The following is a 12,812-nucleotide window of genomic DNA, read 5'->3' on the forward strand; positions in this document are numbered from 1 at the left end:
AACTTAGATATACAGTTGAATATTTACGACTAAGTACAAAATTTTAGGGCGTTGCTGAATGAAGGGATGAATTGATTTATAAAAGTATGGTTTGATACTTCAAGTAGTGGAGTAATAATTTAATTGAGTATCTCAGGATTTGTTCTGATTTGGAATAACATAAAGTTTTGCGATGAAGGCGTGCAAGATAATGTCTAAGCCTTGTATTTTCATTTTCTACCCGCGTCATATATGTTTTACTCACAATTTGGTCTCCATCGGGAATAAAACTGGGGTAAACCTTCCAGCCATCAGTTACATAGAAATAGCATTTCCACTTTTCAATATTTTCCCAAAGTGGCTTAAAAGTTTCAGCTACTTCGACTTCGCTCAGTACAAGACTATGGTCTCCTAAAACCCAAGCTAAAATACCTTGAGTAAAGTGGTTTACTGCTGTCCACAGCCAAATTTTGTTTTTTTTGACCCAACAAATGTCTCTAATTCATCTAGTTCTCCCACTTCTGGAATCACATTTTCTTCTGGGACATCTGGCAGTTTCTCGCCCATTTGTTTAACCCAGAAAATAATAGTTGTATGATGTACACCTTTGACTCGTTCAATTGGGCGAAAACCCATGCCATTTAGGTACATTTCCAAGCATTCTTGCTTTAGCTCTTCGGAATACCCTTTTGGTGGATCATATACGTCAATAAATTGGCGCTCGCATTTAGTACAAATGTGATTCTGTTTACCTCTTCGCTTTCCGTTTTTACGAATTTCCGTAGCTCCGCAGTATGGACATTGCACAGTAGATAGCCTCAATTCATCCCTCTATTATGCAACGCCAATTTTAGTTCTTAGGTTATTTTGATGTCAAAAGTGGTTCAAAATCATTGAAAGCTTTATCGTAACTGCCTAGCTATATAGTATTTGAGGAAAAGAAAACAGAGACATTACCTTGTAGTGCATCAGTAATCACTTCCAGCAAATTAAGACCATGCTTAGATGCAGTTGAAAGGTGCATAACGTATATTGGCGAATAAAACCGCAAAATCGAATGAGCGAAAGCCGCCAGAAACTTTCTGTTTACACTTCATCATCCGCAAATCACGTTCGGCTTGATTATTAGTAAATGGAACATCTGGGTCTATCAAAAAACGTAAGACATCGCTCAAGTCATTTTGAAAACGCAATAGCAAGTTATGACCAATTCGTCGTTTCACTCGTCCTCGATTACTTTTACGAGTTAACGGCAATTGGCTTTGATGAAAATTTTGCCCTCACTTTAAAATTTGCTCATACAATTGGTTGAGACGAGTAACAATATTTTTAGGAATACCCGATTGATAGCGATGTTTATAATTGCAAGCCAAGAGCAAAAGCTTTTTCATTGACTTAGCCCAAGGCTCTTGTTCAATTTCCTCTAAGGCTTTAAGTTCTCGCAGGTGATGGGCATTGCATAATGCGCGACTGACCTGGACGAGTTGATAATAGGGATTCCAGTGGTAGTGGACAACTACGCCCTTGATATCAGTCAATACTTCAATGTCTTTACGTTTATCTGCAACTCGATACCAGGTCAGACTTTCAGTTGAAACCACATGTAACCACTTGGTTTTACCACCAATCCTGAATCCAGTTTCGTCCAGATGTTTAACTGGGGAAGTTTTGACCTTGGACGCAATCTCCATTACTATTGGTTCTATTATTTTGGCAAGAGTCAAAGTTATATTTGCGATTGTCCCTGGTGTCATTCGACAACCGAATAAATCATCTACAACTTCGCTCAATCTGTCTTCTGGAATAAAATGTTGGTGATATAGATAAGCCGCAACTGCTCTAATTCTTGCTCCATACTGTACTGGCGCTTTCACAGATTCTGGAAAAATCCCTTGTATGAGAGCCTTACATCCGGGACTTCAAGGGGCGACAATGGTTGCTAAACCGAGCCAGATAAAGGTTTAGAAGGCACAGACCCTTTGAAAAAATGGGCTATTCTGGAGTGCTTATTGAGAATGAAATATGCAGGTGTCACAGACCCGCTTCTAGATATCTATTTTATGGTAAAAAAGAACGGTCTCGTAAATTGAACAAGACCATCATCATAATGTTGCCCTCATTCTATCAAAAGTTTTTAGAGAAATACCTGAGTCAATCACAGTTAATAACTTTGAAGATGTTGGTGTGGTTGTTACAAAATCAAAAACAAGTCAGATTAGAAAGGCTGGCTGCAACACTACCTTTACCCATACAGCAAAATAGTCGGAGGCGACACTTACAAAGATTCCTAACGCTGAATGCTTTGAGTGTAGTGTTACTGTGGTTTCCCATAATTGAAGAGATACTTGGTAAGCAAATCAAAGCTGGCTCACAAGTAATTATTGCACTAGATAGAACACAATGGAAAGAAAATAATGTGCTAATGGTAAGTGTAATTTACCAAAAAAGAGCATGGCCAATATATTGGTACTTGTTAGAAAAAGATGGTTGCAGTAACTTCCAAGAGCAACAAAAAGTTTTACGCCCAGTGATTCGCTTGTTAAAAAATTACAAAATAGTGATTATTGGCGATAGAGAGTTTCATAGTATAGAATTAGCGGAGTGGTTACACAGGAAGAATCTCAGCTTTGTATTCCGTCAAAAAAAGGACACAACCTTCCGAGAGAAAAGACAAAAATTTCAGCCTTGAAGCAGCATTGATATTTATCCAGGAATCCGCCAGTTTTATTTGGGTATCAATTTGACTCAAAAACGAGGGTTTGGCAGATTTAATTTAGCAGTATATTGGAAAAGAAAATATCGCAATAAACAGGAAACAGAACCTTGGTATTTATTAACTAATCTGCCTGATTTAGAAACTGCTGCTCAAATCTACGGAGCGCGTTTCGGCATTGAAGCTATGTTCCGTGATTGTAAAACAGGTGGTTATAATCTCGAAGGTTCTAAAGCTAATCCTGATAGACTTGTGCGTTTAATTTTCTTAATTGCTTTAGCCATGACAAGTGCTTGGTTACACGGACAAAGAACTAAATTGCAAAAACAAGAATCTTATATTTGTCGCACTCAAGAAAAAAGTCGAACTTCTAAACGACATAGTAATTTTTGGATAGGTTTATATGGTCAAAATTGGATAGTCGCTTGGAATGAATGTCAAGCATGGGTTGAGGAACTGGTCGCTTCCATTCGCAATAAGCAGAGCTTTTATCTCAGGGGTTTAAGGGCTATGAAGCTTATACAGAAAGCACTTTAGCTCCATTGTCGCCCCTTGAAGTCATCAAGACTAGGTGTATCAATGACTCCTGAAGAAGAACAACAGATAAAAGAATATTCTCGTGCAATAGCAAAGATACTGTACAAAAGTACTACGGGTGAGCAACTCACAAGTTTGGCAAAAATAGAAGAAGTAGTACGCTCTCAAATGCGGAAGCATGTAATGCCAGAAGTAGGGTTTTTTTATCGAAAATGCCGCAGGAGAAAGCCGCGGATACAAACGAAAAATAAAAAGTATTATTGGAGAACTGCCAATTACAAACTCTCAAGCACAAAAGCTAGAAATTAGACCCCATAATCAATTGAGTCCATATTTAGAAGCTTGTTGCTTACGAATCAGCGCGTCGGTATCGTATCAACGTGCGGCAGAAGATATTGAATATTTAACTGGTGTAGAAGTATCAAAAAGTGTGCAGTAACGATTAGTGCATCGTCAAAATTTTGAATTACCGCAAGTAGAATCAACTGTGGAAGAATTGAGTGTGGATGGAGGAAATATACGCATTCGTACAATCAAGGGACAAGTCTGTGATTGGAAGGGTTATAAAGCTACCTGCTTACATGAAAAACAAGCTATTGCTGCCTCATTTCAAGAAAATAGTCTTGTAATTGATTGGGTCAAAAGCCAATCAATTGCTCCTATCTTGACCTGTCTTGGCGATGGCCATGACGGTATTTGGAATATTGTCCGCGATTTTGCTCCCGAACACCAGCGTCGGGAAGTACTTGATTGGTTTCATCTGATGGAAAACCTACACAAGATTGGCGGTTCTAATCAACGGCTCAATCAGGCTAAAATCCTTCTCTGGCAAGGAAAAGTTGATGATGCTATCGCTGTCTTTGCTGACTGTCAGCTAAAACAAGCTTTTAATTTCTGTACTTATCTTGAGAAACATCGACACCGGATTGTCAATTACCAATATTATCAAGCAGAACAAATCTGTTCCATTGGTTCTGGTGCTATTGAGTCTACTGTCAAACAGATTGACCGTCGAACCAAAATTTCTGGCGCACAATGGAAATCTGATAACGTTCCTCAAGTCTTAGCTCAACGCCAGAGCTTATCTCAATGGATTAATCTTTGCTCACTAAATAAAAACTGGGATGCTCCCTAAAGAATTTAAATATCATCAGGTAGAAAATATCGAAATTACCGAAAAAATTCCTGGCATCAAAGAAGAGAATCAATCGAAATATTATCAAATATCAGCCAGAGTTGATGAAAATAAAGATGTTATTGAACCAGAAAGGTTAAGTGCCGGAAGGTTTATAATTGCTACAAATGTTTTGTCAGATAAAGAACTGAGCAACGAGAAAATGCTGTCTGAATATAAAGCACAACAGTCATGTGAGAGATGATTTAGTTTTCTCAAAAGCCCTTTATTTTTAGTAGATAATATTTTTCTGAAAAGCCCAGAAAGAATAGAAGCATTAGCAATGATAATGGGGTTATGTTTGCTAGTTTATACTTTAGCACAAAGAGAGATTAGAGCGGCTTTAAAGTCCTTAAACTATACTGTAAACAATCAATTAGGAAGAGCCATAAATAATCCGACAATGCGGTGGATATTTCAATGTTTTCAATCAGTTTATCCTGTGAAGTTTCACCAAAAAGCAGAATTTTATAATTTAACATCAGAAATGAAGTACATTCTCCTATTCCTCCTAGAAGCTTGCTGTAATTACTATAGATATATAAGTTGATTTATGAGTATTATTAATATTTTAGTTATCTAATTTGACTCATTAATAAAATTAGTGAGCTAGAGTGTTTATGGCGTTTTTAACTTTATTTATAGATAATTATAATTTACAATGATATATTTAGTCTCTAAGAGGATGTTTGAAAAGTCCTCTTGTCAGTATCAAAAGTTCTAGATCCTCCAAAGTCCCCCTTTCTAAGGGGGACTTTGATTCCGGTTCCACCCTTTTTAAGGGGGGTTAGGGGGGATCTAAAAGTGCTTAAAGTTACAGCAAAATACTTTTCAAACAACCTCTAAGAATAAAGTTATATTATTAATTTTTTCTCCCAAACCACCCTCGTGATTTATTGCTGATTATTGAGAATACATTTGAGCAATTTTTCTATCCCAAATGTGTTTTTTATAGATAGATGTAATTTTTTACTCTTTCTTCCTAAATTTACTTCCGTAATAACCGATTGTGACAGTTAAGGGTGTGGAATGTGGGATTAAAACATCTGAAATTTTATTAAGACTATATAACCCAATACGGTTAAGTTAAAGCTGAAAGCGTTATTAATGATATGGAAATTAGGAGCCTCAACTCGCTGTCCAGTGCCTCTGTGGCTTGGTTTTTTGGAGCGAAACTTTGATACAGGTTTTTTCACAACCCTGGGGTTACACCGATGAAGCCGCTCAGGTAACAATGTATCCAGAATCTCTATGATCAACCACTCAAAAAAAGGGGCAAATCTTGAGAGTTAAGACGTTGAAACTTAGGTACAGCACGACGGATAACTCGTAAAGTTCCGGTAAAACTAAGACGTAATGGAGCAACTCCGGCACTGGTTGCAGCTTGAAACATTAATAATCGTACTGTCCAATGTCCCAATAACCAAGCATATACTTCTTGCACAACCTCTCGTGGTTTTTGGGAACGGACATGAGTTTTTCGCCCTAGAAGATGTATTTTCAACTCATCAATGGTATTTTCTACTTCCCATCGCTGATGGTATTCCCTCGCCAACAACTCGGCAGGAAATTTCTCAATGTTTAATAAACTAGTAATTAAGCGATATGTCAGTTGTTCGGTTGGATTGTCAGGATGCTCAATTGTATACTCAATGATGCGTACAAGTATTGGCTGACTAGCTTTTTTTCGTAGCTTTCCCGATGGGTAAATCCATGATAAATAAGAGCCGTCTTCTAAGGGTTTTTCGGCAATAAATTTGATATTGGCTGGTATTCTGCCTAAATAATCGCATCCCTTGGTTACTGTTGCTTGTACCATTGCGTAGGAATGTAATCCTCTATCCCACATCAACAACATTCCTGGTGTGACCGAACGTAATAATCTTAATGCTCGTACTCGCTCTCCGATGCGATACGGCCACATCAGTGCATCAAATATTATATGTGTTCCTGCTTCTACTAATATTACTAGTCTAACTTTAGGGAACGCGGCTTTTGTCCCAGGACGGCTACCAGGACGACCAAAAACTCTCGCATTTTCATCGCTGTCTGGAACATCAAAACAGCTGCCATCAATGACTACAATTCTTAGTTCTTGGAGAAACGCTCCTAATGTCTCCTGTGTCGCCATTGGTTTTACTAGCTGATGAAATAATTTGCACATTACCCTTGCACCTAATCGCTGCCGGGCTTGTGTAATGGCTGACTTACAAGCTACTCGCCAGTATTTACCAACCTTAAGCCATGCCTCACTGAGTCCATCAATCAAATTCTTCAATACATCCCGCATCGAGTCTTTTGACCACAGACTCATTGCAATTACAAGGCTTACCACCAATTGTGCTGGTAATGATCGTTTGCGTTCTTCTTGAGTTTGGATATTAGCGGTAAGCGAAGCCATGCCGCAGGCTTATCGCCTGTTCAATTGCTGTTGCTGGAATAGCCATCTCGATTGCTTTGAGCAAATCAGCGTTTTGTATCTCAGGAGACACCAACGAAAAATCCCTCAGATGCACGATACTTAATTTCTATTCTTGGGAACAATGCCTAATTTACATCACTTTGAGCCTTAACTGAACCGTATTGGGGTAAAACCAATTAGTAATTAATTTTGAAGAACTTTTAAAACTTAATAAATTTAGGGCTTATATACGGGTTAGTGTATAGGGCATTTTACCCTTTACTGAAGGATTGTAAAGAGGTCTAGCAAAAGAACAATATTTATTATAACTTGATAACTATACAACTATTTACTTGCTTACCGCATTACACATGGTTAATACCCTACCCAAGCCAGAAATTAAAACCCCCAGCAAAGAAACTGTACTCACCCCCCGGTTTTACACTACAGATTTTGAAACTGCCGCCAACCTGGATTTGTCTGCCCAAGAGACGGAGTTAAAGGCAATGCTGGCAGAAATGCGGACAGACTACAATCGTCATCATTTTGTTCGGGATGAGGTGTTTAACCAGTCTTGGGAACATATTGAGGGTGAAGCAAGACAGGCGTTTATTGAGTATTTGGAGCGCTCTTGCATTTCTGAGTTTTCCGGCTTCTTACTATTCAAAGAACTATCCCGCAAGCTGAAAAATCGCAGTCCACTGCTAGCGGAAATATTTCAACTGATGGCACGTGATGAAGCTCGCCATGCCGGATTTCTCAACAAAGCAATGGGCGATTTTAAACTCTCCCTGGATTTAGGCAATGTTACTAAAACCCGCACCTATACATTTTTCCCAATTGAGTGGGTACTTTACACCGTTTACTTATCAGAAAAAATCGGGTACTGGCGTTACATTATTATCTACAGACATCTAGAAAAGCACCCAGAAAACGAATTTTACCCGATCTTTCAATATTTTGAGAGTTGGTGTCAGGATGAAAACCGTCATGGGGATATATTCAAGGCGCTTTTACGTTCTCAACCGCAACTATGGAACAACTGGAAAGCTAGGTTGTGGAGTCGCTTTTTCTTGTTATCGGTATTTGCTACCCACACTTTGACAGTTCATGAACGGGCTGGTTTCTACACGTCATTGGGACTTGATGCAACGGAATTTGACCGCGAAGTTGTTCGTAACACCAATGAAACTGCGGGCCGAGCTTTTCCTGTAATGTTGAATACCGAACATCCCAAGTTTTTCCCACGCCTGCAACGCTGTGCGGGTTATAACATGAAAATTGCAGAGATTGAGAGTAGTTCTGTGCCCAAAGTTGTGAAGCTGATTCGCAAACTACCTTTGATTGCAGCAATTGTTTGGAACCTACTGTTGGTTTACCTGATTAAACCCGTCGATGCTGAGGTTTTGCGGGAAACTGTGCGTTAAATTTGGCACTTACTGCTATAAACTACGCATTCCATGATTCTACAAAATGCGTAGTTTACAGCAGTAGGCATCGCTCTTAAAATTCACCAATATATTTCTATTCTGCCTCTGACTTGATTGGCAAAAACCAATGCTGAGTGTTTTTCTTCACTCAGCACTGGTTTTTGTCAAAAGTTTGATCGCTATTGAGTAAACGCTGTTTACTTCCCCAGTTAAAGAAATCTGGTAAATCTGTAGCGGATAGGCTGAATTTTCTAGACTACCAAAGTTTTTATTGACTCTAGCGATCGCGTTTAGCAGATAAAGCACTTCAGTCTTTGGAAGCCTCTTTCTCCAGCAGCATAAGGTTTGAGAATTACATTTATATCCATTTTAGAAATTTTAAGTTCAGGAGAGGGTCTTTATGCGATCGCTGTGTAATTCTTCATACGGGGTTTTGGGATATAAGTTAATGGATATACTGGTGGAAATGTTAAAGCTGAAAACATGAGACTTGATTCAGATTTTTTCCAACCGTGCGATCGCATTATAATCAGGAGCTCCTTCTAGCGATCGCTTACTTTTATCTAGTAGCACATTCCCTTCGGGCCAATGGACCTGCAAGTTTCCTGACTGAATTGGTGCAATATACACTTCACAGAACAACTCACCTAACTCATTCTTAAGAATTACCTTATCCCCATCTTTTAAATCCAATAGTGCCGCATCAGCAGCATTTATTAGCACTGCCTCTCGCACCGCCCCAGTAATTGCATCCTTACGTTCCTGTACCATACTATTAAATTGCTTGCCTCGGCGCGTTGCTACTAAGAAATAACCTTCTGGTAATTCCCTTTGGCGTGGCAATAATACGCCAAAGTGCGCCTTCCCATCCGATGTAGGGAAGTTCCAACCAAAGCACAAATGTGACCCGCCATACTGAAATTGATCGCCAGGCTGCTGTAAGTGTTGAATCCCAGCATATTGGGGGACAACTTGAGCAATCTCTTGACGGATAGCAGATGTGTCAGCAAAAGCCAGCTTATCTGCCAAATCTGGTTGCACGCGCCTTGCTAATTCTAGAAAAACTTCCCACTCTGGACGCGCTTCTCCAATGCGCGGTCCTGGAATTTCTGGACTGAAAATTACCCGACGTTCAGTGTTAGTTTCTGTTACTCCCCCTGGTATTTCGTAGCGAGTCGTCGCAGGTAAAAGCACCACAATATCAGCAGGTTCCACCAACATTTGGCTGGAGAGAACAATATCCGTATGTACCCGCAACGGTATTTTCTTCAGCGCCGCTTCCACATAATCCGGTTCTGGCAGCACTTCTAAAAAATTCCCTCCCACGGAAAACAACACATCTAATTCCGCCTGATATGCGGCATTAATCATTTCTGGAGCAATTAAACCTTTACTTGCTGGCACATCAAAGCCCCAATGCTGACTCAATTGGGCAGCATTTTCTGGGGTAATGGGTTTACCACCGGGAAACACGGTGGCGTAACACCCCATTTCTGCCCCACCCTGTACCCCAGAGTGGCCGCGAATTGGCATTAAACCGCAGCCTTCCCGACCGACAAAACCTTTCGTGAGAGCTAAGTTGATAATACTTCGCACATTATCTTCGCCGCATTCATGCTGGGTAATGCCCATACTCCAAACAAATACGGCTTTGTTGGCTTCTTTGACCATTTTGGCAAAGGCGTACATTTGCTCACGGCATGTACCGGAAAGCCGCTCTAATTCTTCCCAAGATTGGCTTTCTAAAGATGTTTTGAGTTCAGCAAAGCCAACTGTGTGTATATCTATAAATGACTGGTCTACCCAATTGTTAGCAATTATATGTTTAATTGTGCCATTCAAAAATGCTATATCCCCGCCCATGTTGATTAAGAAGAAGTCTTCGGCAAACTTTGTACCGAAAACGGCACTTTCTACAATTGAGGGCACCCAGTAGCGCTCCATTCCTGGCTCGCGGTAAGTGTTAATGACTACAATTTTCGTGCCAGCTTTTTTGGCGTAATGGAGATACTTAACGGTGACTGGCTGATTATTGGCAACGTTGGAACCAATGAAGATTAATAAATCAGTACCAATCCAGTCTTTATAAGAACAGGTGGTGGCCCCTGCCCCCAGAGCAGCTTTTAGTCCCGCCGTACTGGGAGAATGACAGATGCGGGCAGCGTTATCAATATTATTGCTTCCCATTGCCCGTACAGCTTTTTGGGTGGCATAATAAGTTTCGTTGACAGTTCCACGACTGGTAATATAAAAACTAAGGCGATCTGGTGTAGTGGCGCGAATGCGATCGCTAATTATCCCTAAAGCTTCATCCCAACTAATACGGCGAAAGCCTTTTTCCCCTCGTTGACGCATCATCGGGAAAGGAAGTCTTCCCAAGTCTCGTAATTGGGCACTTTTTTGCTTTTGTAACTGCGAGACATCCTCCAATAGCACAGGGTCAAAAGCTGGCATAGTATTCATCCGCAACAGCCGCAACCGGACATTGCAGAGATGGATGCCATCTAAAGTCCAATCCTTCATCCCGGTTGTTCCGAGAGCGCAACCATCACAAACACCTTTATCAAGAATATTCCACGCATAAGGTAGTTTGTCACGAGACAGCCAGATTGCCCGAAAAACCTCCCAGTAGTTGTTAGGGTACTGTTCGCCAATGCCGAAAGGCTTCCAACTCGCCCAGTGCTGGGGTGTCCAATATTTCTTGGGTTTAGGCAACATGATGCGCCCCTGTCGATTGTGTGGTGATTCTTTTAGGCTACCGTTTTAAGTAGCATTTAAGTAGCATGACTTCAAAAATCTGGACACTCGGCGCTAACTATTTCTGGATGGCAGTAGTAGGTTAAGACTGTTTCCACCGTGTCTCCAATCCACAGGGCAACTTTATCAGGTGACACGCCGCTGCTAATGGCCCAAGTGGCAAACGTGTGGCGGGTAGCATAGGGCTTGAGGTAAGGTATCTTTCCCTCGTTCGCCAATTCCTTGACTAGCCCTAGATATTTGAAGGTGCTGGACTTTGACTTCCATTCATTCCAAAAACTAAACATGATGCTGCTAGTCATTGGTCGTCCGGTTTTACTCACAAAAACTAAATTGTGCGGCTGGGAATGCGCTGGGCAGATATCCAAAAGCAACTTTTGGACTCTCGACCCGCTCTGACACGGGAAAATTCGCTTTTTACCGTTCTTGGTTCCTTTGTGAATGCGGTGAAGGTTACAGGATTTGCTTATCCCAATTCGACAGCGATCTGGGCTGACATCACCCCAGGTAAGCGCGAAAGCTTCCCCAGGACGGCAGCCAGTCCAAAACAGAAATTTCACCAAAGGCGCGTAGTAGGCATACAAAGAATGTTCTTCAAAGCTTTGAATAATCAAATCCCGTTGCTGCAAGGTGAATGCTTTGTAGTAATCGTCAGTTGACTTGTTTTTCGGCTTGGGAATTTTGAGTTTAAAAAATGGGTTGTGAGTAATCAGTCCTGAGTCGTTTGACCATTCGCAGCAGCGACTCAAGCAGTTTAAAGTCTCCCAAGCCATGTAATGGGTCAGGTTATCTAAAATCCAATCTCGAATCGCTGGTGCATCTTCTGGGGATTGGGAGGGCAGCCGCTGAATGTATCGAGCAATTGTTCGGTATTTTTCTAAAATTGTGGTTTCCTCGATTTGACTTGCTTTGAATTGGGTAAATCGTTCCCAAAGTTCTTGCAAGTTTTGCCCAGATTGGATCTGTGGCTCTTTGAGGTCGAGAGCCGCGGCGGTTATAAATTGATAACTTTTTAGGGTGGAGTCGAAGCGCTCCAGGGCGATGTCGTTGGCGATCGCGTCTCTCTTACTCCTCACAATCTCTCGGTTGCGCTTGGTATCCTTCAGCCCAGTACTGATAAAAAATTGCTTGGGGAATCCTTTTACCCAGAAACGAATAACCAGTTTTTGGGTTCGATTATCAGCGCTAATCCACTGGTCTTCATTAGTCGTCGTCATATTCATATTGCTCCACGAAATCGCTAGGCCAGCGCAATAGGAAAGCACGATAAAATCCATCCGACTCAATGTAATCATCCGTAAATGCCCGTCTGTAGCCGTCTAGCGGGACAGGTGGCATAAACTCTTCCCAGTGGGTGGGTGAACAGTTGTATGGCTTATTGGGGTTATAAACCCAGGGACTAGAGAAAGTTATCTCTTCATCAAGTCTTAAATGGTGAATTACCATTAGTCCGCCTTCTGGATGCGGTTGATACGGGAGGTCTTCAGCTTTCCACCAGCCACCTCGCCACATCTCTTGCCTGACACTTTCTGCCCAACGATTATGTTCTTCAGCTTGAATAATCAGATATTCCACATTGGGCGAGTTGTAATCAAATCCGGGAATTTCCACCCATAAGCTGACCCCTGGCAACCATACGGGATTGATGTGGTAAGGCAATGGCCACGGATCGGCTAAAGTTTGACAGTAGCCGCGATCGCACTTGAAATCGCTACAAATTAAACCAATTGGACAAGTTGTCATTGCAGAGTTAAAAATTGTTTGATTTTTTTAAGTTTTTTAAACCCCGAAAAAATTGTCTACAATCGCCAAAACCCGCTC

9 protein-coding genes and 3 pseudogenes are annotated in these 12,812 nt (G+C 41.0%); 5 read left to right on the forward strand and 7 right to left on the reverse strand.

The genetic code is table 11. From position 1 onward, the window contains the following. Window positions 1-76 precede the first annotated feature (76 nt). Both NPUN_RS38675 and tnpC read right to left on the reverse strand, forming a co-directional pair. A protein-coding gene (locus tag NPUN_RS38675) for an IS1-like element ISNpu9 family transposase (protein ID WP_086000592.1) occupies window positions 77-786 on the reverse strand; the annotation gives its coding sequence in 2 pieces (ribosomal slippage) (window positions 77-462 and window positions 462-786; 711 coding nt in all). 244 nt (window positions 787-1,030) lie between these two features. Further along, a pseudogene (tnpC, locus tag NPUN_RS38235) lies at window positions 1,031-1,853 on the reverse strand (IS66 family transposase); the annotation flags it as partial. 233 nt (window positions 1,854-2,086) lie between these two features. Between tnpC and NPUN_RS42695 the strand changes: the two are divergent. The 4 genes and pseudogenes from NPUN_RS42695 (at window position 2,087) to NPUN_RS37410 (ending at window position 4,608) form a co-directional block, all read left to right on the forward strand. After that, entirely contained in the window at window positions 2,087-2,668 is a 582-nt protein-coding gene (locus NPUN_RS42695; RefSeq protein WP_202947509.1) for a transposase, read from the forward strand. A 51-nt stretch (window positions 2,669-2,719) separates the two neighbouring features. Continuing rightward, window positions 2,720-3,229, forward strand: coding sequence for a hypothetical protein (locus NPUN_RS42700; protein ID WP_202947532.1), 510 nt, complete (start codon window positions 2,720-2,722; stop codon window positions 3,227-3,229). A gap of 42 nt (window positions 3,230-3,271) precedes the next feature. Continuing rightward, a pseudogene (locus NPUN_RS08370) lies at window positions 3,272-4,341 on the forward strand (ISKra4 family transposase). A 12-nt stretch (window positions 4,342-4,353) separates the two neighbouring features. Further along, window positions 4,354-4,608 (forward strand): hypothetical protein, encoded by a 255-nt coding sequence (locus NPUN_RS37410; RefSeq protein ID WP_052304566.1) that lies wholly within the window; start codon window positions 4,354-4,356, stop codon window positions 4,606-4,608. A gap of 1,050 nt (window positions 4,609-5,658) precedes the next feature. Here the strand turns inward: NPUN_RS37410 and NPUN_RS08380 are convergent. After that, window positions 5,659-6,850 (reverse strand): annotated as a pseudogene (locus tag NPUN_RS08380) (IS4-like element ISNpu3 family transposase). A 325-nt stretch (window positions 6,851-7,175) separates the two neighbouring features. Between NPUN_RS08380 and acsF the strand changes: the two are divergent. After that, window positions 7,176-8,231, forward strand: a complete 1,056-nt coding sequence (acsF, locus tag NPUN_RS08385) for a magnesium-protoporphyrin IX monomethyl ester (oxidative) cyclase (RefSeq protein ID WP_012408343.1) — start codon at window positions 7,176-7,178, stop codon at window positions 8,229-8,231. Window positions 8,232-8,378: 147 nt separating this feature from the next. Here the strand turns inward: acsF and NPUN_RS41660 are convergent, their stop codons facing one another. The 4 genes from NPUN_RS41660 to NPUN_RS08400 form a co-directional block, all read right to left on the reverse strand. Then, window positions 8,379-8,540, reverse strand: coding sequence for a hypothetical protein (locus tag NPUN_RS41660; RefSeq protein WP_167315590.1), 162 nt, complete (start codon window positions 8,538-8,540; stop codon window positions 8,379-8,381). A 189-nt stretch (window positions 8,541-8,729) separates the two neighbouring features. Further along, window positions 8,730-10,952 (reverse strand): FdhF/YdeP family oxidoreductase, encoded by a 2,223-nt coding sequence (locus tag NPUN_RS08390; RefSeq protein ID WP_012408344.1) that lies wholly within the window; start codon window positions 10,950-10,952, stop codon window positions 8,730-8,732. 71 nt (window positions 10,953-11,023) lie between these two features. Beyond that, entirely contained in the window at window positions 11,024-12,208 is a 1,185-nt protein-coding gene (locus tag NPUN_RS08395; RefSeq protein WP_148220268.1) for a tyrosine-type recombinase/integrase, read from the reverse strand. Beyond that, window positions 12,195-12,734, reverse strand: coding sequence for a hypothetical protein (locus NPUN_RS08400; protein WP_012408346.1), 540 nt, complete (start codon window positions 12,732-12,734; stop codon window positions 12,195-12,197). Before NPUN_RS08400 ends, NPUN_RS08395 begins: the two co-directional genes overlap by 14 nt. Window positions 12,735-12,812 lie beyond the last annotated feature (78 nt).

Source organism: Nostoc punctiforme PCC 73102, assembly GCF_000020025.1.
GTDB classification, from domain to species: domain Bacteria; phylum Cyanobacteriota; class Cyanobacteriia; order Cyanobacteriales; family Nostocaceae; genus Nostoc; species Nostoc punctiforme.